The 22,919-nt window shown below is 62.2% G+C and carries 15 protein-coding genes; all 15 read right to left on the minus strand.

Annotated features, from left to right (window positions below; translation table 11 throughout):
* Nucleotides 1-57: 57 nt before the first annotated feature.
* Entirely contained in the window at nucleotides 58-1,551 is a 1,494-nt protein-coding gene (locus E3O56_RS26725) for a methyl-accepting chemotaxis protein (protein ID WP_248129220.1), read from the minus strand.
* Between the two features lie 180 nt (nucleotides 1,552-1,731).
* Nucleotides 1,732-3,885, minus strand: coding sequence for a TonB-dependent siderophore receptor (locus E3O56_RS26730; RefSeq protein WP_248129221.1), 2,154 nt, complete (start codon nucleotides 3,883-3,885; stop codon nucleotides 1,732-1,734).
* Nucleotides 3,886-4,031: 146 nt separating this feature from the next.
* Entirely contained in the window at nucleotides 4,032-6,584 is a 2,553-nt protein-coding gene (locus E3O56_RS26735) for an autotransporter outer membrane beta-barrel domain-containing protein (RefSeq protein ID WP_248129222.1), read from the minus strand.
* 250 nt (nucleotides 6,585-6,834) lie between these two features.
* Nucleotides 6,835-7,596, minus strand: coding sequence for a PIG-L family deacetylase (locus E3O56_RS26740; RefSeq protein WP_032880929.1), 762 nt, complete (start codon nucleotides 7,594-7,596; stop codon nucleotides 6,835-6,837).
* A 143-nt stretch (nucleotides 7,597-7,739) separates the two neighbouring features.
* Nucleotides 7,740-8,399: a glycosyltransferase gene (locus tag E3O56_RS26745; RefSeq protein WP_032880931.1), complete on the minus strand. Its 660-nt coding sequence runs from the start codon at nucleotides 8,397-8,399 to the stop codon at nucleotides 7,740-7,742.
* Nucleotides 8,396-8,995 carry an SAM-dependent methyltransferase gene (locus E3O56_RS26750; protein WP_148853961.1) on the minus strand — a complete coding sequence of 200 codons (600 nt, stop codon included), beginning with the start codon at nucleotides 8,993-8,995 and terminating at the stop codon, nucleotides 8,396-8,398. Before E3O56_RS26750 ends, E3O56_RS26745 begins: the two co-directional genes overlap by 4 nt.
* Nucleotides 8,992-9,750 (minus strand): PIG-L family deacetylase, encoded by a 759-nt coding sequence (locus E3O56_RS26755; RefSeq protein WP_032880935.1) that lies wholly within the window; start codon nucleotides 9,748-9,750, stop codon nucleotides 8,992-8,994. The genes E3O56_RS26750 and E3O56_RS26755 overlap by 4 nt, the downstream gene beginning before the upstream one ends.
* The gene (locus E3O56_RS26760) at nucleotides 9,747-10,745 is read right to left on the minus strand and encodes an acyl-CoA dehydrogenase family protein (protein WP_216091497.1); all 999 of its coding nucleotides are present in this window, start codon (nucleotides 10,743-10,745) and stop codon (nucleotides 9,747-9,749) included. The genes E3O56_RS26755 and E3O56_RS26760 overlap by 4 nt, the downstream gene beginning before the upstream one ends.
* Before the next feature lies 1 nt (nucleotide 10,746).
* Nucleotides 10,747-12,906, minus strand: a complete 2,160-nt coding sequence (glgX, locus tag E3O56_RS26765; protein WP_148853963.1) for a glycogen debranching protein GlgX — start codon at nucleotides 12,904-12,906, stop codon at nucleotides 10,747-10,749.
* Between the two features lie 121 nt (nucleotides 12,907-13,027).
* The gene (locus E3O56_RS26770) at nucleotides 13,028-13,288 is read right to left on the minus strand and encodes a DUF2934 domain-containing protein (protein WP_005788027.1); all 261 of its coding nucleotides are present in this window, start codon (nucleotides 13,286-13,288) and stop codon (nucleotides 13,028-13,030) included.
* Nucleotides 13,289-13,311: 23 nt separating this feature from the next.
* Nucleotides 13,312-16,062 carry a malto-oligosyltrehalose synthase gene (locus tag E3O56_RS26775; protein ID WP_248129223.1) on the minus strand — a complete coding sequence of 917 codons (2,751 nt, stop codon included), beginning with the start codon at nucleotides 16,060-16,062 and terminating at the stop codon, nucleotides 13,312-13,314.
* Complete coding sequence (gene malQ / locus E3O56_RS26780) at nucleotides 16,059-18,143, minus strand: 4-alpha-glucanotransferase (protein WP_248129224.1); 2,085 nt, start codon at nucleotides 18,141-18,143, stop codon at nucleotides 16,059-16,061. The genes E3O56_RS26775 and malQ overlap by 4 nt, the downstream gene beginning before the upstream one ends.
* Nucleotides 18,140-19,885, minus strand: coding sequence for a malto-oligosyltrehalose trehalohydrolase (gene treZ, locus E3O56_RS26785; RefSeq protein WP_248129225.1), 1,746 nt, complete (start codon nucleotides 19,883-19,885; stop codon nucleotides 18,140-18,142). Before treZ ends, malQ begins: the two co-directional genes overlap by 4 nt.
* 31 nt (nucleotides 19,886-19,916) lie before the next feature.
* Nucleotides 19,917-21,473, minus strand: coding sequence for a glycogen synthase GlgA (gene glgA / locus E3O56_RS26790; protein WP_005788034.1), 1,557 nt, complete (start codon nucleotides 21,471-21,473; stop codon nucleotides 19,917-19,919).
* A 457-nt stretch (nucleotides 21,474-21,930) separates the two neighbouring features.
* The gene (locus E3O56_RS26795; RefSeq protein ID WP_248129226.1) at nucleotides 21,931-22,884 is read right to left on the minus strand and encodes a D-2-hydroxyacid dehydrogenase family protein; all 954 of its coding nucleotides are present in this window, start codon (nucleotides 22,882-22,884) and stop codon (nucleotides 21,931-21,933) included.
* Nucleotides 22,885-22,919: the final 35 nt, after the last annotated feature.

Here is a 22,919-nt window from a genome sequence, read left to right on the forward strand (position 1 = left end):
GAGCACGTCTGTCGCCAATGCGTGAGCGGCATTTACGCTGATATTCGGGTTGACGGATCAAGGATGAAACCTGCGCCCCAATGCATCCAGGCGCACCGCAATCGGCGGCAGGCGTTCGCTGCTGCGGGCCAGGGTTTCCACATCGTCGGCAGTGCTTTGGGCGATGCTCTGCACCGACTGCAAGCGCTCGACGATCTCCAGGTTGGCCGAGGTCTGCTCGCGGGTGGTCGCGACGATGCGGCCATTAAGTTGATCGATATGCGCAATGTCCTCGCCGACCGCCCGGAGCATCTGCACCGCCAATTGGCTGTCTTGCACGCAACGCTCCACGCCTTCGCGGCTGGCGTGCATGGCTTCGACGGCCTCGCGGCTGCCATGCTGCAGGCCCTCGATGATGGTTTTGATTTCCTGGGTGGAGAGGGCGGTGCGCTGTGCCAGGCTGCGCACTTCGTCGGCGACCACGGCAAACCCGCGGCCTTGCTCGCCGGCGCGGGCGGCTTCGATGGCCGCGTTGAGGGCCAGCAGGTTGGTCTGGTTGGCGATGCTGCTGATCACTTCCAGCACCGAGCCGATTTGCTCGGCCTGCACGGCCAACGATTGCACGGTGGATTCAGTGCCGTTGATGCGTGAGGCCAACTGGCTGATTTCAAGCTGGGCGCGGCCGACGCTCTCCTGGCCGCGAACAATTTGCTGACTGGCTTGGCCGGCGTGTTCCACGGCTTGTTCGACTTGCACCGTAATGTGGCCCATGGCGTCTTCCATGCGCTGCATCGAACCGTTCATTTCGCCGATCTGCACCAGTTGATGCCGCGCACCTTTTTCCAGGGTGCCACTAGCGGTGGCCAGTTCCTGGCCGAGTTGCCCCAGGCCGTGGGAGTCGCGGGCGACACCGTCGATCAGGTGAGTCAGTTGTTGCAGGAAGTGATCGAAGCGCTTGGCCAGGGACACGCGCACCTTGTCTTCACCCTGCGCGCTTTGCTCGGTGAACTGTGAAGTTACAGCGAGCATCTTCTCAAGCATTTCCTGGCTTTCGACAGCTTCCGCCTGGCTGTGGACCGCCAGGTACAACAGGGCCACGGTTTCCATCAGCACATAGAAGGCGTGGACGAAGATCATCGTCCAGCCGCCGTGATGCTCCATCACAAACACCGGCAAACCCTGGTGCTGCAGCGCATGGAACACCAGGTGGTGCACGGCGATGGTCAGCGCCGCCACCAGGATCGGCAGCCAGTCACGGTAGAAGGTCAACACCGCCAACAGCGCGAAAATGCCGAAGTGGGATTCGATCACCCCGTGTGCCTGATTGATGTGCAACGCCGCCATCACCATCAACCCGGCGCCCAGTGCGCAACGCATCACGCGGGTGCCGCCGATGACACGGTAGAGCGCCGTCAGCACCATGCCGGTGCCGCCACCGACGATCAGCGCCTGGAGCAAGGTGTCATGCCAGAACGCCAACCCCAGGGAGAACAGGAACATCAGCCAGATCAATGCCAGCATGATGCGGTCGGCCTTGCGATAGTGCTCCTGGAAGCGTGTGCGAAGGGGCATTCACGGTTACTCCATGTAGTGATGCCAGCAACCAAGCATGTGGCGTGCCACGATGGCCGCTGGTCGATAGCAAGTCAGGTGCAGCGTTTTTTACCGGATCAGATCCGGCAATCGGTTATCGGCAGGAGGGCAGGGGACTTGAGTGGAAGGGCGCAGGCCCTCCCACGGTACAGGCTGGAATCAGAAGCTGTACTTGGCGGTCAGCATCATGTTGCGTGGGCTGCCATAGGAGTCGCCGCCATAGTCCACATCGTTGGAAATGGACTGGTAGTACCGGCGATCGAAGATGTTGTTGGCATTGACTTGCAGGTCCAGGTGTTGGTTGACCCGGTAGCCGGCCATCAGGTCGGTGACGGCGTAACCGCCTTGCTTGAGCCGGTAGGTGCTGCCATCGGCCAGCTTGATGTCGTTGTACATGCGGCTCTGCCAGGAGATGTTGCCGCCGACCCGGAGTTTTTCCAGCGGGCCCTGGAAGTTATAGCGAGTGGTGACTTTGAACAGGTGTTCCGGGGTGTCGGTGTCGAACTGCTTGTTGACCTTCTGCGGGTTGGCGTCGTCCTTGATCGTGTGGGTTCGCGCGTAGGTGTAGCCACCGCCGACTTGCCAGTTCTCGGTCAAGGCACCTTGCAGTTCGAAGTCGATGCCCTGGCTGCGGATTTCCCCCGAGGCCTGGTTGCAAGAGGCCTGTGGGCAGTTCGGCACAACGATCTGCACGGCGCGGTTTTCCTGGTCAACGCGGAACAGCGCCACGCTCGCATTCAACGCGCCCCCCAGGTATTCGCCCTTGAGGCCGATTTCATAGTTCTTGCCGACGATGGGCTTGAGCGGGGTGCCGGCAGTGCTCTTCTCTTTCTGTGGCGTGAAGATGTCGCTGTAGCTTGCATACACCGAGTGCTGGTCGTTCAGTTCGTAGATCAAGCCGGCGTAGCGGGTGAGGTTGCGGGTAACCTTGTAGTCGCCGTCGCCATCACGGTTGTCATAGTCATACCAATCCAAGCGCCCGCCAAGGATCAGCTTCAACGGGTCGGCCAGGCTCAGGCGCGAGGTCAGGTAGAAACCGTCCTGGGTGGTGACTTCGCGGGCGTTATTGGTGCGGGTGAAGTTCGGTTTGCCGGCATTGATCGGCCAGTTCATCTCATACGGGCTGTAGTTATGAGTGGTCATGTCGTAGATGCGCTTGCTGGCGCCCACCACCAGTTCATGAGTGCGCCCGAACGCCTCGAACGGGCCGCTGGCAAAGGCGTCGACGCCGGCCTGGTTTTCATCATAGCGGGCCTGATACACCGTGCGGGCGAGGGTCTTGTTCGTCCAGCGCGATTGGTAGGAGCCTGAGAACAATGCGTCCTGTTCGGAATAATTGGCGTTGACCTGCAGGCTCCAGTCATTGGCCAGGCGCTGGCGCAACTCGGCGAACACGGTATTGATTTCCTGGTCTTTGTTTTCCCAGTCGGTACCGGGGTTGTAGGAGCGCGATAGGTCCAGGTGATGGCCATCCAGGCCGACCATCGAAGCCCCCCAGAAGTAGTTGGTCTTGTCCTTCTGGTTCGAGTAGCCGAGGGTGAGGGTGGTGTCTTCGCTCAGGTCGGCTTCGGTGACGGCGTAGAACAGGCCGTGATCCTGCTCGGCCTTGTCGATAAAGCTGTTGGCGTCGCGGTAGGAGGTCACCACGCGGCCGCGCCAGGTACCATTGGGGTTGAGCGGGCTGGAGGCGTCGAACTCGCCACGGTAGTCATCCCAGCTTCCGGCCGCGCCGGTGAGGGTGACTTTTTGTTCGTCCAGTGGCCGCTTGCGGATCAGGTTGATGGCGGCCGAAGGGTTGCCCGCGCCGGTCACCAGGCCGGTAGCGCCGCGCACCACCTCGACGCGGTCGAACATCGCCAGGTTTGGCTGGGCGCCCACCGACGCGCCGTTGTAACCGCTGGGGATACCGTCATACATGAGGTTGTCGACATTGAAGCCGCGTGCGGTGTAAGCCTGCCGGCCGGGGCCGTTGGAGTAGTTCAGGAACAATCCGGGCGTTGCGTTGACCACGTCGTTGATGCTGGTCATGGCCTGGTCATCCATGCGCTGGCGCGTAATCACGGTGACAGCTTGTGGGGTTTCACGCAGGGTCAGCGGCAGTTTGGTTGCAGTCTTCATCGAGCCGGTGGTGTATGACTCGCTGCCTTCAGTGGTTGCGCCAAGCTGCTGGCCCGACACCTGGGTGGCGCCCAGCTCAATGGTGGCCGGGGCTTCGGCGTCGGCGGCCAGGGCCGCGTGCGAGGTTGTCAGGCAGATAGCCATCGCCATCAGGCTGGGTGAAAAAACGTTGCTGGCGCGTTGTTGCACGAACATGGATAGAGAGCTCCCAAAGGCCATCCGTGGCAAATAAAAAATCTGTTGATAATTATTCGCATCAGTGTGGCAGATCCAAGCTCTGGGAAAAAGTCTTACATGGCCGTGTAGGAGCGAGCAAGCTCGCTCCTACAGCGGTTTCTGGGTCAGAAATCCATTCTTACGCCGAGCGTCCCATGGCGACCGTTGAAGCTATTGCTGTCCAGGTTGCGGTCATAACCGACTTCACCGTACAGGCTGATGCCCTGGGCAACTTGCAGGGTTGCCCCGAGGCTGGCATCCATCGTGGTGGATTTCTGTTCGGTGTCTATACGCGTCACATCGTTGAATATCACACTGTTGTCCCCAGCGCTGGAATGCCAGACATTCGCACGCACATAAGGCTGCAGCGGCAGGCCATTAACGGTGTAATCGCCGCGCAAGCGCACACCCAGGCGCGTAGTGACGTTGGTATCGGCGTCATAGGAAACGTGGGAAATACCGTCGTTCTGGCTATCGAGCTTGGTTTTGCCGACGATCAACTGCGCCTGGGGCTCCAGAATCCAGCGAGCACTCAGCGCGAACGGCCAGCCCACTTCGGCGGAGGCGGTAACGTTATGCCCGCGGGTTTTCATCTTGACGCCACGCGCTGACTCGTTGTTGCCATCAAAGCGGGTGCCCATCAACACCAGGTCAAGATAAGCCTGGTTGGCGCCGATCAGTGTCCAGTAGACCCCCAGGCTATCGCCGCGCAAGGTGGTTTTGCCGGCGTCCTTGTTCTCCCAGCCGCCGTTGAAGCCTTTTACATTGCCTTTGAGGCGACTGTGACCGACAAAGAACCCAAGGCGCTGCAACAGGCCGTTGTCCAGCAGGCTGGCGAACACATCGGTGCCGACCTGGAACCCTGTCAGCGAACCGTCCAACGTAGGGTTGACCGCACCGGCGAGACTCTGGCGGCTGCTGCTGCCGTAGACCCGGCCCCAACCTGCCGGCATGACGCCGGTTTGCTGTTGCCGGCTCTGATCGCCCATGCGCTCGTGATACGTGCCGAGCATGCCCTGCACGATTTGCTGCGCGGCAGGAAACAACACAGAGTACAGCGGTACTTCGGGGCGATAGATCGGGACCTCCTTGTCAGTGGGGTTAGACGGCAGGGGCGGGGTTCCAACCACCGGCTCAGGCACTGGCGTGACCGGCCCTTCAGGTTCGGGCAGCGGTGTGACCGGAATCGTGGAGCGCAGGTAATAACTCTGCTCGGTTCCAGCCGTGCCCGCGCCTTTGAACAGGTAGTAGTCAAACGCCCCGGCCGTTACCGTATTGCCCAAGGTAAAGGCAGTGCCAGGCCCGCTGGCGCCATTGAGCGCCTGCACTACCTGGATGCCGTCTTGTAACGTCGCCGCGCCGGCGCCCCCAAGGTTGGTAATCAACAGGGTGGTGTTGCCCTGCAGTGTGCCGTTGCTGACCACCAGTTTGTCGCTGGCCGAGTCGTCTGCTCCCAACACGGTTTGCAGCGCCAGACGCCCGCCGTTGCCGGTGTAGTTGCCGTTGATGGTCAAGGTGTCACGGGCGGTGGTGCTGCCAGTGACCATGTCGAGGGTGCCGCTGTTGGTCACGTTGACCAACTGGCCGGCGGTAAACGGATTGATCCCGCCCGTGTTGACCAGCAGCGAACTGGTGCTATCAATGAGCAGGGCGCCGGTGCCAGTCTCGCTGTCCCCCAGAGTCAACGTCCCGCCCAGGTTCATTTGTGAGCCGTTGTCCAGGCGAATGCTTTCCCAGTTGGCAAACAGGCCGGGATCAGCGGTTTTGGTGTTGTCCAGGGTCAAGGCGTCAATCCCCACGCCACCATCTATCAGTTGCGCCGCCGCCACTTGCTCAGCCACCAGCCCCTGAAGCAGCGCCGTATCGTCGCCGGCCCCCATTAACACGGAGGAATGCAGGTTGCCGCCGGACCAGATAAATTCATCGTTACCGAAGCTGAGCAACACTTGCCCGTTAACCTCACCACCGGAAATGATCACCTGATCGTCACCGCCGCTGACGCTGATATTGCCGCCCACGAACGCGTTGTTTGAAATCAGGATGGTGTCTTTGCCGAAGCCGGTCACCAGGTTGCCGATGATCCTGCCACCAGACATATCGAACCGGTTGTCATCGAGTTTCATGTTGACCCGGCCGATGGTGCCGCCGGTCATCGTCGCATCGTCGCCGTCGTCGAAGCCGCCGGTGATGATGCCGTCGCTCATGTTGAAGACGTCCAGGCCGTCGCCCTGCTCCAGCGAGGCAATGGTGCCGCCGCGCATGTCAAAACGGTCGATCCCCGAGCCCTGGTTGACAGCGCCTGCCTGGCCCCCGGAAATCTCCACCCCATCAGCGCCCGCGCCTTGGCTGATGGATCCGGTGATACTGCCCTGGTTGAGCTGGAAAATGTTATTGCCATCACCCTGGTTGAGGTTGCCATCGATGCCCGCGCTCGGGCCGTTGACAACCACGTGATCATTGCCGCTTCCAAAGATCACATTCCCGCTTACTCGACCCGTGGCGGTGAGTTCGAGGGTGTTGTCGCCGCCGGTATCGGTAAAGCCCGGCGCGGTGGCGCTGTCACAACTGGAGGTGTCGTTGCCTGGCGTGTTGTTGACCGTGCACGCTGCATACGAGGCAAACGGCGATGCCGTCAGAATAATCGCTGAGTACAACAAAGAAGTTATCCGTGTGCGCATGATCCGTCCTCGCTTGAGCACAATGATGTCCCGTCGCCCGGTACAGCGGGCGCGGTTCAAAACCATGGCAACAACGAACGCGATACGGATCAGGGACTACGAGTTACCTGCATCTGAAAACACCGGGCAATGCAATGGGTTGGCATGGCTTTCTCGACTGCACCTCAACTGGCGCAGCACTTGTCGCACCTTAGTTGCAGATCGAAAAGGCCGCCACTGTAAAACCTGACAGGTATAGACGAGCCAATGCCTAGGTGAACACGATCTCGTAGGGTTCGCGCATACGCTCAAGCAACACTTGGGCGAGCATGGGCGGTAAGCCGATCTGTGGGTCGCCGACCAATTGGCTGGCATAGGCATGGGCGGCGTGCAGTTTGCGCGCCACGCTCCAGGTGTCCAGGCGCACCTTGCGTGCGCGTTGCCAGGGAATCACCGCACCCTCGCGTGCCGGCCAATGCCAGGCCCAGATCGCCAATTCATACAGGCGCGCGCCCACCAGGCTACAGGCTTTTGCACTCGCGCGACCGACTGCATCGTGGTCGTCATTGCCGTCATTGCGCCAGGTGGTAAACACCACGTCTCCAGGTTGCAGGTAGCGCGCAATGAACTGGCTCATCGGCTGCTCGTGGGCAGCTAGCGCGTCGTCGCAAAAACCACCGCGAATCCATTTGAGGCTGTGCAACGGCATACCGAGGCGGCGCAAGGCCTCGGCGCTTTCCTGGGGGCGCACCACGCTCAAGCGCCTGGCCGGCCACACCTGGGAGCCTGGATGGCTGGCGCTGCCATCGGTAATGGAGATCAATTTCAGCGGATGCTCGCGGGTGCTGAGCAGTTGCAGCAAACCGCCGCACGCCAGGACTTCATCGCCAGGGTGGGGCGCTATCACCACAACCCGGGCACCGGGCGGCACCAGGGTAGCCAGTGCGATGCAGGGGATTTGCGCCAACTGCGGCGCGCTGTTCCAGATTTGCGCGGGGCCGCGACGGCCTTCGCTTGAGGAGGCAGGCTTCATGGGGTGTCACGTCCTTGTCGGTGGGTAATGCTCTTGACTTCAGCGCAGGCTCCGCTGCGGTGAGTGCACGGCATTCCAATCCTGGGATGCTATGCAAGGCACTCTCAGCATAGACAAGGATGTGTCACAGGTTTGTCGTTTTTTTACGAAACCATCATCAGGCTTTTCAGGTAATCGCCGAAACCTCCTTGGGCGCGGCAATCCAGGCGTGCGCTGGTGACCACTTGCGGCGCATGGCTCCAGGCAATGGAAGCACCGCAACGTTCCAGTTCGCGCACCAATTGCACATCCTCGTGGCACGCCAGCGGTTCAAAGCCGCCGGCCTGCACATAGGCACTGGCACTCACGCCCAGGTTGGCGCCATGGATGTGCCGATGGCCATCACGCGCCTGGTAAGCCTGGTGATAACGAATCTGCGCCGCGGGGTCAAACCCCTCACTCCAGGCGTCCACGGTCACGGTGCCACACACCGCATCACAGCCCAGGGCCAGTTGAGCCACCAGCCAGTCGGGGGCCACGCGGCTGTCGGCGTCGGTACAGGAAATCCAGCGCGCACCCTGGTTCAACAAGTGCCGTGCGCCGACGCCTCGGGCTCGCCCTACGTTGCGTGCCTGCACCTGGACACTTTGCACATCATGCGCCTGGGCGATCGCTGCACTGGCATCGCTGCAACTGTCGAGCACTACCAGGATCTGCACCGTTTCCCCGTGCAACCCCGGATGGTTGGCGGCGATCTGCGCAGCCCTCAGGCAGTCATCCAGCAGCGCTTCTTCGTTGTGCACCGGAATCAAGATGCCGATCATCGCAACCCCTCATGGCGCGCGACCGAGGTGCCATCGCGGCTCCACAAATCGAGCAGAAAATCCTTGTCGTGGTGCTGTACCAGCGGTGGCATACCCAGTCGGTGCTGGAGCAGGGCGTGCACCTGTTCGGCGGTTTGCGGGCAACCTTCAATGGGCGGGCGCCAGTGGCAGGCCAGGAGTTGGCCGTTATCGGTCAAGGCCGCCAGGGCGTGATCGATCAGACGATTCAGATCATTCGCATCAAGGTAGTAACAAAGCTCGCTCAACACGATCAGTTCGAATTGACCGGCAGGCCATTCCTGGGGCAGCCGGCGCTGTTCTACATGAGCATGAGCAAACGCGGTCAGGCGCGCCTGTGCCAGTTGCACGGCGGCGCTAGCGGTGTCGCAGCACAGCAGGCGCTCACAACGGGTCGCCAGTTCGGCGCTCAGCTCGCCGTTGGCACAACCAGGCTCGAAGATCGAGGCATAGCGCGGTCGGGTCAGCACGGCCAGGGTCAGTGCGCGCTTGCGTTGTTCGTACCAACGCTGACGAAACGCCCAGGGGTCGTCGTTACCAGCAAACAGTTGATCAAAGTACGGGGTGGCCACACTCATACAAATACCACTTCAAAAGGTTGCAGCAAGCGTTCCACTACGTAGGGTGCCAGCACCGGCGGCAGGCCGACCTGCGGGTCGCCCTCCAACTGGCTGGCGAACGCGTGGATCGCGTGGCGTTTGCGTGCCACTTGCTCGGGCGTCAATGCAATCTTGCGCGCCCGATGCCAGGGCACCCGGTGGTCTTCGGCAGTCGCCCAGTGCCAGGTCCACACCGGCAGTTCGCACAGGGTGGCGCCGACAGCCTGGGCCGCTTTGGCGCTGGCACGGCCCACCGCTTCGTGGTCGCAATGGCCATCCTCGCGCCAGGTGGCGAACACGATGTCGGTGGGTTTGAGGTGACGCTGGATGAACTCGCACAGTTGGGCTTCGCGCTCGGCCACCTTGCTGTCGGTAAAGCCGCCGCGCAGCCACTTCAAGCTGTGCAACGGCAGGCCCAGGCGGTGCAGGGCCTGGGCCGACTCCTGCGGCCGCACCACGCCCAGGCGTGCCACCGGCCAGCGTTTGGAACCGGGATGGCTGGCGCTGCCGTCAGTGACGGAGATCAACAGGATTGGGCGCTCCAATACGGCCAGACCTTGCAGCAGGCCACCGCTGCCGAGCACTTCATCGTCCGGGTGCGGTGCGATGATCACCGCGCGGTGCCCCTGCGGTACCAACTGCGCGGCGCTGATGTGCGGCAACTCGGCCAGCCGTGCCGAGGTTTGCCAATGATTGAGTGGGGTGCCCTGGCCGACAATCGGATTGGGTTTCATAACTGCCACCGTCCCGAGTCGTCGCCGGTGACCAGTTCGCCGAGGGCAGCCAGGTCGCGTTCGGCATGACTTTGCCGCACATACACCGGCAAATCTGCCATCAACCGGGCAAAGTGCGGGTCTTTGCAGTAGGGGCCGGCGCCTACCGCATGGCCGACATGACGCATGACCTGCTCGACGGTGTCTTCAATACATGCGCGTGCCTGTTGGGCCAGTTGCCTGGCATCGGCGCGAGGCTCGCGATCTATCTGCTCGGCGCTGGCGCGTAGTACGCAAGCGGCGCTGTTCAGTGCGCTGTCAACTGCCCCCAAATGGGCCAGCGCGTGAGGCTCCGAGCGTTGCGCACAGTGGGTGCGCAGCGCTTCGCCCAGGCGTTGCGCGCCGCCATACCAGCACGCGGCGATACCGACTCCGCCCTGCCAGAAACCGGGGCGCGACAGGTAATCACCCGGCCCGCCCACCGCGATACCCCTGGCCGCGTTGAACAGAACGTCAACGCTGCCGGTGGCAGCCATGCCTACCGCATTCCAACCCTCGTCCGACACCGTGACGCCGGGTTGATCCATCGCCACGGCCACCAGCTGCTGCCGATCATCCTCGTCCCAGGCAGTCAGCAAGCCGTGGCTGACCACCGCCGCGCCGGAACACCAGGCTTTGCGTCCATCGACGATCAGCCACTGACCGTCGCGCCGTACGCGCACCTTGGCTGCGGGTGGTTCGGCCGCCCACATGCCCCACGTACTGCCAAGCGGCGGCGCGGGGCTGTCGAGTTCGGCCATGATCGCCAGCGCGTCGGTATGACCTTCGAACAACTTGCACAGGCGCAAGTCATGGCCGGCCACCTGGGCCAGCCGACTGAAGCGGGCAAGGGTTTCGCCGCTGCCCGGCAGCGGCAGTTGATCGAGGCCTTCTTCCTGAAGTGCCTTCAGTGCCGTACCCAGGGCGTACGTATCCGCGTAGCCCCGGTAGCCCTGAAGGAAACTGTGCAACGCCATTTCACACCTCGTCTTCACGCTGCAGTTCAAACAACAGCAGTGAGCGGCCGGTCACGGCGTACTCATGCTCAAAGTCAAAACGCTCCTGGCCGCGTATCGCCGGCTCATTGGTATCGAGCATGCACGTCCAGAACTCACCCTCCGGTACCGGCGGCAGGCGGAAATTGACCATGTCATGGTGGGCATTGACCACCAGCAACAGCGTAGCATCGGCACCCGCCCGGCGGATCCCGGTTTCCTGGGCGCGGCCATCCATCAACATGCCCAGGCAGCGACCCTGGCTGTCTTCCCATTGCTCGGTGTTCATTTCGTTGCCATCGGGCGCCAGCCAGGTGACGTCTTTTACGCCGATGTCTTCGTTGTAGTCGCCGACCAGGAAGCGTCCACGACGCAGAATCGGGTAGGCCAGGCGCAGCTTGATCAAGCGCTTGACGAACTTGAGCAGGGCCTTGCCGTCATCGTCCAGGTCCCAGTTGACCCAACCGATTTCGCTGTCCTGGCAGTAGGCATTGTTGTTGCCGTGCTGGGTGCGGGCGAACTCGTCACCGGCGACGATCATCGGAGTGCCCTGGGCCAGCAGCAGGGTGGCGAAGAAGTTGCGCATCTGGCGCAGGCGCAGTGCGTTGATCTCAGGGTCGTCGGTCGGGCCTTCGACACCGTGGTTCCACGACAGGTTGTTATTGCTGCCGTCCTGGTTGTTTTCGTCGTTGGCCTCGTTGTGCTTGTCGTTGTACGAGACCAGGTCGTGCAAGGTAAAACCGTCGTGAGCGGTGATGAAGTTCACCGAGCTGTAAGGCCGGCGCCCACGATGGTTGAACATCTCGCCCGAGGCGGTCATGCGCCCGGCAAAATCCGCCAGTTGGCCGTCGTCGCCTTTCCAGAACGCACGCACGGTGTCGCGGAAGCGGTCGTTCCATTCCACCCAGCCTGGCGGGAAGTTGCCCACCTGGTAGCCGCCGGGGCCGCAGTCCCAGGGTTCGGCAATCATTTTCAACTGGCGCAGCACTGGATCCTGGCGGCAGGCGACCAGGAAGCTGTGGCGTTCGTCGAACCCGTCGCGGTAGCGGCCCAGAATGGTTGCCAAGTCGAAGCGGAAACCGTCCACATGCATCTCGGTGGCCCAGTAACGCAGGGAGTCGGTGACCATTTGCAGCACGCAAGGGTGGCTCAGGTCCAGGGTGTTGCCGGTACCGGAGTCGTTGATGTAGAAGCGCTTGTCGTCGGGCATCAGGCGGTAGTAAGAGGCGTTGTCGATGCCGCGCATGGACAGGGTCGGGCCGCGCTCGTTGCCTTCGGCGGTGTGGTTGTAGACCACGTCCAGAATCACTTCCAGCTTCTGCTCATGCAGGTGCGCGACCATTTCCTTGAACTCGGCGATCTTGCCGCTGGCCAGGTAGCGCGGGTCGGGGGCGAAGAAGGCAATGCTGTTGTAGCCCCAGTAGTTGGTCATGCCTTTTTCCAGCAAGTGCTGGTCGTTGACGAAGGCGTGCACCGGCAGCAGCTCGACCGAAGAGACGCCCAACTGGCGGATATGTTTGAGCACGTCGTCTTCCATCAAGCCGGCGCAGGTGCCGCGCACGGACTCGCCCACCGAAGGGTGGCGCATGCTGATGCCGCGCAGATGGGTTTCATAGATGATCGTGCGGTCCCAAGGCACCCGTACGGGTTGATCGTTGCCCCAGGTGTGTGCCGGGTCGATAACCTTGCACTTGGGCACGAAGGGTGCGCTGTCGCGCTCATCGAAGCTGAGGTCGTCATCCGGGTGGCCGATGGTGTAGCCGAACAGCGCCTCCGACCATTTGAGTTCGCCCACCAGTTGCTTGGCGTAGGGGTCGATCAGCAGCTTGTTGTGGTTGAAGCGATGACCATTGGCCGGGTCGTACGCGCCGTACACGCGGTAGCCGTAGATCAGCCCGGGGTGGGCGTCGGGCAGGTAACCGTGGAAGATCTCGTCGGTGTATTCGGGCAGTTCGATGCGCTCCAGCTCGACTTCGCCGGTGTCATCGAACAGGCACAACTCCACTTTGGTGGCGTTGGCCGAAAACAGTGCAAAGTTGACGCCCAGGCCATCCCAGGTGGCGCCGAGCGGGAAGGGCAAACCTTCACGAATCCGCGACGGTTCATGATCCGGCGTCGCTGTGGTGTTCTCGGGTCTGCTCATGGTGTTGCTCCTGCAAGGGGTCTTTTCTCGGGCCGAACGCGGCCGTGCTGACGGTGTTTCAGCAAAGGACATGGACGAAAAAGGGCCTGCAGCCTGGGATAACGGCTGCAGGCCCGAGAAATCATGGGGCGGGTGGTTTTGGCTTCTTCGGGGCGGTCGGTTTTTTCGCCGCGGGCTTGGCGGCTACCGGATTGGGTTTGGCGGCCGCCTTGGGCGCGGTTTTCGGCTTGGCGGCAGGCTTGGGCTTGCTGGGCGTCAGCGCCTCGGCTTCGGCCAGTTTGCGCGCCATCTCCCAGTGGCGATCGTGCGCACCGTCCGGCTTGCCTTCAGACTCCCAGATCTGATGCGCCAGTTCGCGAATACGTTTGTCTTCTTTACTCATCACAAACTCCTCACAGAAAATGTTCAGCTTTCTTGATTATCAGGATTGATAAAGACATTGACCGGGAGATCCCCCAGGGCAGCGCTGATCAACAGCTCCTTGTTGGGTGTGACTGCGCCTGTTTGAAAAAGTCCCTTCCAGTTTTGTGTTGTGGTGGCGAACGGTAATTTCACCCGGGTATCGCCCCACACCTGCGCATTGATGTGGGGAAATACACCGTTTTCCAGCAACGGATAAGGCCAGCGCGGCACCACCACCAACAGCTGTTGGCCCTGGTGCTCACGGTAAAACGCAACCACGCGCTCCGCGTGCCGACCCACCACTTCGAGCGGCGTATAGCTGCCTTTGCGAAACAGCTCGGGACAGGCTCTGCGCGCGTTCAGCACCTGGGCGATCAACGCTTGTTTGATACGCCCATCGCGCCAGTTGAACAACAGCTCACCGATGTCGGGTGGGGTATCCAGGGCACGCTGGCGCGCATCGAAATCCACCGGGCGTCGGTTGTCCGGATCCACAAGGCTGAAGTCCCAGAACTCGTCGCCCTGGTACACATCCGGTACACCCGGCACGGTGAGGTGAAGCAAAGTTTGCGCCAGGCTGTTCAGAGCGCCGGAGGGGGCGATGGCTTGAGCGGCGCTGTCGAGCGCATCGCGCAGCGCTTGGCCGGCTTCGCTGAGCAGTAGACGCTTGAGGAAGCGCTCGACACCCTGCTCATAGGCTTCGTTGGGCGCGCTCCAGCTGCTTTGTAACTTGGCTTCGCGCAGGGCTTTCTGTTGCCATTGCCAGAGCCGTTGCTGGTAAGCCTCAAAGTCCGGGTTGTGCTCCAGCGGCCAACTGCCGAGCAGCACCTGATACAGGATCAGCTCATCACCCGCCGAGGGGCTGTCGGTGCCCTCGCGCAAAGGCGCGGCGAGGTTGCGCCAGTGTTCGACCTGTTCGCCATACCAGGGCGCGCACTCGCTGAGCACCGCCAGGCGTGCGCGGGTGTCTTCGCCGCGTTTGTGGTCATGGGTGCCGGTGGCCAGCAGATTGTTCGGGAAGGTAGCGAGGCGCTGTTGATTGGCCTGGTGAAAATCTGCCAACGGCGCACTGAATTGTTCGGTACTGAAGCCCACGTCGTTACGCGACAGCAATACGGCCGAGCGATAGAACGCGGTGTCTTCCACGGCCTTTGCTGCGGCGGGTGATGTCAGCTGCTGGAAGCGCACGCAGGCATGTTTGAGGATCTTGCGCTCACGGCCCACCGGGCGATTGCGCCAAGGCTGGCCGCCCAACCATTTTTCCAGGTGCTCAAGCACCGGCCAGTCGCCTTCGTTAAGGGTACTGCGCGCACCGTCCATGGCCTGCTGGAACACTTTGTCGTCGGCGGTGCTGCGGCCCCTGGCACTGATGTAGGTGCGGTACACCGGGAAATGCACAATCAGCTCCTGCAAGGCCCGACGGATCGCACCCAGGGTCAGGTCGCGGGTCATCACATCATCGCGGGCCACTTGCAGCAGGGCCTGGGCCACGCTTTCGAAGTCGCCGCCCAACGAGCCATTGAGGATTTGCTGGCGCGCCAAGCGGGCTTCGTCGATAAACGCCGAGGGCCGTTCGCTGTGGCGCGTCCACAGGTCGGCCAGCGGAGCAAAACCGTCAGGATGGTGTTGGAGCAACGACAGTTGATTCATGAATTCGTAGCCAGTGGTGCCGTCCACTTGCCAGTCTTCGCGCAGGGTTTCGCCTTCGCCGAGGATCTTCTCCACGAAGATCGGCAAATGGCGCTGTGGCGACAGCGCGTCCACGCGGCGGCGCAGTTTGCGGCAATAACCACGTGGGTCGGCCAGGCCGTCGATATGGTCGATGCGCAGGCCATCGATCAAGCCCGCGCCGATCAGCTCGAAAATCTTGCCGTGGGTGGCTTCGAACACTGCCGTGCGCTCCACGCGCAGGCCGCCCAGTTCATTGACGTCGAAGAAGCGCCGCCAGTTGATGTCGTCTGCGGCGGTGCGCCAACTGGCCAGGCGGTAGGTCTGTTGCTCAAGCAGATGATGCAAGCGCTCGAAACCCTCAGGCTGGCGACCATCGAAAGCGGCCAGCCGTTGCTTGATGGCCGGTAAGACTTCGGTGGCGCGTTCGGTCAGCGCCTGCTTGAGCCTAGCGGCTTCGGTGTAGGCATCGTCGTGATAGGCGAGGGCGGCGAAACGCTCGGCCAGCGGTTTGAGCACCTCATCGCCGCCCAGGATCAAGGCGTAGTCCCGTGGGCAGATCGGGAAGCGATGCTCGTAATGCTCGGCGTAGAAGCTGCCGTGAGCGGCGTCGAACTTGAGCGTCAACGCTCCGCTCTGCAAGGCTTCGCCGTAATCGCTGCCCAGGAACGGCATCAGCAATTGGCCTTTGAGCAACGGGTCGGGCGAGTGCCACTGGATGTCGAAAAACTCGCTGTAGGGGCTCAAGCGCCCCCATTCCAGCAGGTCCAGCCACCAGGGGTTATCCGCGCCACCCACGGCCATGTGATTGGAAACGATATCCAGGATCAGGCCCATGTTGTGTTCACGCAGGGTGGCGACCAGGCGACGCAATGCTGCCTCGCCACCCAACTCCGGGTTGACGCGTGTGGGGTCGACCACATCGTAGCCATGCATGGAGCCGGCGCGGGCGCTCAGGAGCGGCGAGGCATACAGGTGGCTGATGCCCAGTCGGGCAAAATACGGCACCAGCGGCACCGCATCATCGAGGGTAAAGCCTTTATGAAATTGCAGGCGCTGGGTGGCGCGCAGGGGCAGTACGTTCATCGGTCACGCTCATAGGCTTGGTTGCGCGCCACGGCCAACAGTTCGAGGCGGCGCGCAGCACTGTCGTGGTCGAGCAGGCTGACGGCCTCGCCTGGCAAGCGTCGGCGCCAGTTGGGGTGGGTATAGAGGGTGCCGGGCAGGTTGGCTTGCTCTTCGATGCCCAGCGCGTCCTCCAGCGGCAGCAATACCAGTGGCGCATGGGTGTGGCCGAGGTAGCGCACGCTGGCGTCGATCACGTGATCGGTGTCGTTGCGGATCTCATCGACAAAGTTCTGCGGGTCCTGGCTCAAGGCCTGACGCAGTGCATGACGTTCGCGCAGACGGTGTTCGCTCCATTGCTCCACGGTGGGAGGGTCGATCAGGTCGAGCTGGATATTCCACTCGATATCACGGCTGTGCCACCAGCCATTGAGGGTGGGCAGGTCGTGGGTGCTGGTGGTGGCCAAGGCGTTGTCGGGCCAGTCAAGAATCGGCGTGAACCGGCCTTCGTGGTCCTGTTCGAACAGCAATACGCGCATACCCAGAATCGAGCGGGCGCTGAGCTTTTCACGCAGGCCCTCGGGCACCGTACCCAGGTCTTCACCGAGGACGATGGCCTGGTGGCGGTGCGATTCCAGCGCCAGCAAACGCAGCAGGTCGTCCACCGGGTAGTACAAGTAGGCGCCTTCGCGGGGCGAGGCACCCAGGGGGATGACCCACAGGCGTTGCAGGCCCATTACATGATCGATGCGCAAGCCACCGGCATGGGCGAAGTTGGCCCGCAGCATTTCGATAAACGCACGGAAGCCATTGCGCTTGAGACCTTCCGGGGAGAAGGCGGAGATCCCCCAACCCTGGCCTGCACGGTTGAGAATGTCCGGCGGTGCGCCTACCGTGAGGTCGGCCAGCAGTTCATCCTGGCGACTCCATGCCTGGCTGCCGCCACCGTCGGCACCCACCGCCAGGTCGGCAATCAGGCCGATGCCCATGCCGCTGCCACGGGCGGCCTGTTGCGCGCGCGCCAGGCTGCGGGCGATCAACCATTGGGTGAAGGCAAAGTAGCCGATCTCATCGCGGTTTTCTTCAGCAAACTGCGCCAGCGCCGGGCTCTGCGGCGTGCGCCAGTCTTCGGGCCAGTGGCGCCAGTCGAGCTCTTCGCCGGCGGCGGCACGTTGCGCTTGCACGGCTTCGAAGCGGCAGTGGTTTTCCAGGGCCTCGCCGCCGGCCTGGCGGAAGCTCTGGAAGTCGGCATGTTGCGGATGTGCGCCGTGGCGGAAGTCCTCATACAGCGCACGCAGCAGGCGTTGCTTGGCCTTGGCGGCGGTGGGCCAGTCGATCAGCGTGAGTTGCTCCAAATCCCGCAGTTCGTCGGTCAGGCCGACGGCCTCGGTAGCGTCGCGCACTTCACGCTCGCCAAGGATGCAGGCGGGCGAGGCGTACAGGCTGTTGAGAAACAGGCGGCTGGACGGTGAATAAGGGCTGAAACGTTCGGTGTCGGCGCTGAACATTGCGTGCATGGGGCTGATCGCCACCGCGTCGGCACCGCGCTCGGCCGCCGAGCGCACCAGATGCTCCAGGGCCAGGGTGTCCCCGAAGCCACCATCGCCGCGGCGACGCAAGGCATACAGCTGGGCGCTCAAGCCCCAGGCGCGAGCGGGGCGGCTGTCCACCGCGTCGGCCACGCTGTAGCAGTGGCTGGGCGCAACGGCCAGGGTGAAGGTTTGCCCATCGATATGCACCTGGTGGTAGCCGAGGGCAATCACCCCGGGCAGCACCGCATTGCCGTCCAGGCGCAGCTCCAGGGTTTCACCACCTTCCAGGCTGACGCGACACGGCGTGTCCGGGGTGAAGTAGCGCGCCAGGTCGAGGCTTGCGCCGCTGTCGATGGTGATCAAGGGCGGCAGGTGCGTGTCTTGTTGCACCTGCTCCAGTTCCTGCAGGCTGGCGTCGATCTCGGCGTCGGTATCGGCCGGGTGCCCCAGCCCTTTGAGAACGGCGCGCAAGGCTTCGGGCTGCACGTGTTGCGGGCGACCGTTGGCATCGATCCAATCGACGGCCAGGCCCGCGCGACTGGCGAGTAGTTCCAGGTTCGCTTCGCTCAAAAGTGTTCTCCGGCAGGTGATAAGCAAACGCGTGCGCTCAACGGTGGTAACTGCGTACCTTGCTGGGCAGGCGTCTGGAAAATGATGGGGTGTGGCGCGGGGTGATCCAGAGGCTGTTCACTCAGGTTCAGGTCGATTTGCAACAGGCTGCCGTTGCCCAGGCGCCAACGCGCCGTGACAGCTCCTTCGGCCATCACCTGCGCGCCCAAGGCTACAGTGCCCGGCAAGTGCGGCACTAGGTGTTGGTGACGCAGGCTCAACAGCTGACGATAGAGCTGGGTGTGCTCGTTCTCGACGAAAGAGGGTGCCGATTGCACAAAGGTTTCCAGTGCATTGGGATCGGGAATACGTTCGCGTTGTTCGGGGTCGTGAAACGCAGCGAAATCGGCGAACTCGTTGCGCCGGCCTTCGCGCACCGCCTCGGCCAGTTCGCCGTGATGGTCGGTGAAAAACAGAAAGGGTTCGGCCGCATTCACCTCATCGCCCATGAACATCAGCGGAATCATCGGGCTGAGCAGCAATAGAGCCGTCGCCGCGTTCAGCGCCTGGGGCGAACACAGTTGGTGCAGGCGTTCGCCCAGGGCGCGGTTGCCGATCTGGTCGTGGTTCTGCAAAAACGCCACGAAAGCGCTGGGCGGTAGATCCGCGCTGGGTTCGCCGCGTGCATGGCCGTGGCGGGTAGTTTCGCCCTGATATATAAAGCCCTCGCCCAGGCAACGCGCCAGTTTGGCGGTGGGCTGTTCGGCGAAATCGCTGTAATAGGCGTCGGTTTCACCGGTCAGCAGCACGTGCAGCACGTTATGAAAGTCATCATTCCACTGAGCGTTGAAATCTTCCTTCAGCAGGCTGGCCTGGTTCAGCTCGTTCTCCAGCACCAGCCAGACGTGCCGTTCGTCGTGCACCTGCTGACGCACGCGGTGTGCCAGTTCCTGCAAGAACCCGGGATTATCGATGGCGTGTACCGCATCCAGGCGCAGGCCGTCGAAGCGGTATTCCAGCAGCCACATCAGCGCGTTATCAAGGAAGAAATCCCGCACTTCACGGCGCTCGAAATCGATACCGGCGCCCCACGGGGTATGCACGTCCTCCTGGAAGAACCCCGTGGCGTACTGGCCCAGGTAATTGCCATCGGGCCCGAAGTGGTTGTAGACCACATCGAGCATCACTGCCAAACCATGGGCATGGGCCGTGTCGATCAAGTGCTTGAGCTGTTCGGGCGTACCGTAGGCGGCCTGCGGTGCGTAGGGCAGCACGCCGTCATAGCCCCAGTTGCGTTCACCGGGGAACTGCGCCAGTGGCATCAACTCGATCGCAGTGATTCCCAGCTCAGCCAGGCGTGGCAGGTGTTTCTCGATTTCGGCGTAGCCACCCATGGCGCCCACATGCAGTTCGTAGATCACCGCGGTGTGCCAAGGGCGGCCTTGCCACTGGGTATGGCGCCATGGGTAAGCGTTGGGGTCGACCACTTGGCTCCAACCGTGCACGTCCTGGGCCTGGGCCCTGGAAGCGGGGTCGGGAACCGCGTTTTCCCCATCGATGTTAAAGCGGTAGAGCGTGCCGGCAGGGCAGGCTGCTTCGACTTCGAACCAGCCATCCGCCTGGGGCAGCAGGGTGATGGATTTACCGTGTTGCAATTCAACGCTGACATAAAAAGCGTCTGGCGCCCACAAGGCAAAACGCGTGTGTTGCGCGTCCAGCATGATTGCGCCGTGGGGCCAGGTGTCCAGAGTCCGTAACGGCATCTATGAAGACCTCCCGGGTTGGTTCAAGTGGCTATTTGGTTGGTTTCCCCAAGGCCTTGGCCACCAGTTGTTCGTAGAGCTCGGCGTAGGGTTCAACCGCCTGGCACCAGTTGAACGGTTGTGTCATGGCGCGGCTGCGCATGGCGTTGAGCAGGCCGGGGAAGGCGAATACCTTGAAGGCACGGCGCAGGGCTTCTTCGTAGCTTTGCACCGTCGACTCATTGAACAGGAAACCGGTGACGCCATCTTCAATGGTGTCCGCCAGGCCACCGGTGTTCCGCGCCACCGGCAACGAACCAAAGCGTTGCGCGTACATCTGGCTCAGGCCGCAAGGTTCATAGCGCGAGGGCATCAACAGGAAGTCGCTGCCGGCAAACATGCGACGGGCATCGGTCTCGTTGAAGCCGATGCGCACGCCCACCTGGCCCGGGAAGCGCAGCGCCAATTCGCGCATGGCCTGTTCCTCTTCGGGTTCGCCACGGCCGATGATCGCGATCTGGCCACCGTTTTCGACGATAAAGCCGGCGACCGCTTCAGTCAGGTCCAGACCCTTCTGATAAACCAGGCGTGACACCACGGCGAACAGCGGGCCGTTGGACGCGTGCAGTCCAAACAGCTCGCGCACATGGGCGGCGTTTATCGCCTTGCCTTCCCAGTCGCCGATATTGAAATTGTGGGTCAAGTGCGTATCGGTAGACGTTTCCCAGCTTTCGTCGATGCCGTTGGGAATCCCGCTGAGCAGACCTTGTTGAGTCTTGCTGGCAAGAAAGCCATCCAGGCCACAGCCGAATTCCGGCGTGGTGATTTCCTGGGCGTAGGTGGCGCTCACGGTGGTGATGTGGCTGGAATACGCCATGCCCGCCTTGAGGAACGACATCTTGCCGTAGAACTCCATGCCTTCCTGTTGCAGGGCGTGGGGTGGGATGCCTAGTTCGGGCGTCGACGCCAGGCTCACCACACCCTGATAGGCCAGGTTATGAATGGTGAACAGTGTTGGCGTGCGTGACCCACGCCAGTGCATGTACGCCGGCGCAAGGCCCGCGGGCCAGTCATGGGCGTGCACCAGGTCGGGGCACCAATGGATCTGTGCCAGGTTGGCGGCCATGTCGGCGGCGGCCAGGCCCAGGCGGGCGAAGCGAATATGGTTATCCGGCCAGTCGCGGCCGTTATTGGCGCCGTACGGCGTGCCTTCACGCTCATACAGTTCGGGGCAGATCAGCACATAGATGACCAGGCCGTCCGCCAGGTCCATACGCCCGATCTTGCAAGGCGGCAGCGCCGCGTGGCCGCCCAGCTCACCGACGATATGAATCGGATTGTCGCTTTCCATCACTTGCGGGTACCCGGGGATCAGCACCCGCACATCGTGCAAATGCGCCATGGCGCGGGGCAGGGCGGCGGACACATCGCCCAGGCCACCGGTTTTCACCAGGTCGGCGAACTCGGAAGTGACGAACAAGACTTTCTTTCGATTCGGATTCTGACTCACGATCGGCCGCACAGTGTTGGGCAGGTCGACCAAAGACGTTGGCCCCCCTACCGGCTGACTAAAACGCTCTCCCTGAGTATCTACTGCGGCACTGATCATAATGCACTCCCATTTGTTGGTTCGCTAATGGCCCGCTGCCATCAGCTCCAAGTGGCCGCATCCTGCGGCCAGGCACACCAGCGCTATACAAGCTGGCAAGGCGTATGCCAGTTGCAACGTCGGCTGAAAAAGATTGGATGAACGGGCATTCGGCGTGAAACGCTCGTGCACGTCCTTACCTAAAACTTGACCTGAGGCGGAGTTGGAAAGTTTAGATTTTTTGCGGGGTTTTTGTTTTGGAACGGACCCATCGGTCATGAGTCTAGGCCAGATCCCAGAGCCTGCAGGGTTTAGCGCGGTTTTTTGTAGGACAAAATAAATCTAACGATATGCCCCTGTGGCGAGGGAGCTTGCTCCCGCTGGGCTGCGTAGCGGCCCCCAAAATCTTGGAGCGGTGCGCACTCCAGCGGGAGCAAGCTCCCTCGCCACAAGGGGGGGGGCGCCCTTAAATGGTGCGTCAGCCCAGCACGCGGATGGGCACGCCATCGGCCCAGGCCTGAATGTCTTCAATCATCTGTTGATAGAACTGCCGGTAATTGTGCTCACTCACATACCCCACGTGTGGCGTGGCCAGCACATTGGGCAAGCGGCGAAATGGATGATCAGCCGGCAGCGGTTCCTGGGCATACACATCCAGCGCCGCCCCGGCCAGGCGGCCACTGCTCAATGCCTGCACCAGCGCCTGCTCATCCACAATCGGCCCGCGTGCGGTGTTCACCAGGTGCGCCGTGGGCTTCATCCACGCCAGTGCCTGGGCATCCACCAGCCCACGGCTGCGCTCACTGAGCACCAGATGGATGGTGAGGATATCCGCCTGTTCAAACAACTCGCGCTTGCCGACCCATGTCACGCCTGCTTCAGCCGCCCGTTGCGGCGTGAGGTTTTCGCTCCAGGCGATCACCCGCATACCGAATGCCTGGGCGAACGTCGCGACTTTCTGGCCGATACTGCCCAGGCCGAGCACGCCCAGGGTCTTGCCATGCAGGTCACCGCCCAGGCCCACCTGCCATCCGCCTGCGCGCAGCGAGTTGGCTTCGGCCAGCAGATTGCGCGTAAAGGCCATGATCAGCGCCCAGGTGAGTTCCGGCGCCGCGTGTTTATAGCTGTCGGTGCCGCACACCTGAATACCCAGGGCCTTGGCGGCGGCAATATCGATGGCAGCATTGCGCATACCGCCGGTGACCAGCAGTTTGAGCTTGGGCAACTCTCGCAGCAGGGCCTCGTCGAAGGTGGACCGTTCGCGCATGACGCAAATCACCTCGAAGCCCTTCAAGCGTTCAACCATTGTCGCCGTATCAGCGGGGTAGTCGTGGAGAAAATGTACCTGGCCCACGCCGTCCAGCGCCGACCAATCCACCACGTCACTGGCGACGTTCTGCCAGTCATCTATCACTGCGATCTGTATCGACATGCCATGGGCCTCGAAATCAAAGGGCATTCATACCC

The sequence above is a fragment of the Pseudomonas sp. W2Aug9 genome, from assembly GCF_023127755.1.
In the GTDB taxonomy this organism is placed as follows: domain Bacteria; phylum Pseudomonadota; class Gammaproteobacteria; order Pseudomonadales; family Pseudomonadaceae; genus Aquipseudomonas; species Aquipseudomonas synxantha_A.

Bases quoted from the DNA above. Each gene is read 5' to 3' on its own strand.
- E3O56_RS26775 (WP_248129223.1), bottom strand. From the start codon at position 16,062: ATGAACGTACTGCCCCTGCGCGCCACCCAGCGCCTGCAATTTCATAAA.
- glgA (WP_005788034.1), bottom strand. From the start codon at position 21,473: ATGATCAGTGCCGCAGTAGATACTCAGGGAGAGCGTTTTAGTCAGCCG.
- E3O56_RS26760 (WP_216091497.1), bottom strand. From the start codon at position 10,745: ATGGCGTTGCACAGTTTCCTTCAGGGCTACCGGGGCTACGCGGATACG.
- E3O56_RS26755 (WP_032880935.1), bottom strand. From the start codon at position 9,750: ATGAAACCCAATCCGATTGTCGGCCAGGGCACCCCACTCAATCATTGG.
- E3O56_RS26795 (WP_248129226.1), bottom strand. From the start codon at position 22,884: ATGTCGATACAGATCGCAGTGATAGATGACTGGCAGAACGTCGCCAGT.
- E3O56_RS26735 (WP_248129222.1), bottom strand. From the start codon at position 6,584: ATGCGCACACGGATAACTTCTTTGTTGTACTCAGCGATTATTCTGACG.
- treZ (WP_248129225.1), bottom strand. From the start codon at position 19,885: ATGCCGTTACGGACTCTGGACACCTGGCCCCACGGCGCAATCATGCTG.
- glgX (WP_148853963.1), bottom strand. From the start codon at position 12,906: ATGAGCAGACCCGAGAACACCACAGCGACGCCGGATCATGAACCGTCG.
- E3O56_RS26745 (WP_032880931.1), bottom strand. From the start codon at position 8,399: ATGATCGGCATCTTGATTCCGGTGCACAACGAAGAAGCGCTGCTGGAT.
- E3O56_RS26750 (WP_148853961.1), bottom strand. From the start codon at position 8,995: ATGAGTGTGGCCACCCCGTACTTTGATCAACTGTTTGCTGGTAACGAC.
- E3O56_RS26725 (WP_248129220.1), bottom strand. From the start codon at position 1,551: ATGCCCCTTCGCACACGCTTCCAGGAGCACTATCGCAAGGCCGACCGC.
- E3O56_RS26740 (WP_032880929.1), bottom strand. From the start codon at position 7,596: ATGAAGCCTGCCTCCTCAAGCGAAGGCCGTCGCGGCCCCGCGCAAATC.
- E3O56_RS26770 (WP_005788027.1), bottom strand. From the start codon at position 13,288: ATGAGTAAAGAAGACAAACGTATTCGCGAACTGGCGCATCAGATCTGG.
- E3O56_RS26730 (WP_248129221.1), bottom strand. From the start codon at position 3,885: ATGTTCGTGCAACAACGCGCCAGCAACGTTTTTTCACCCAGCCTGATG.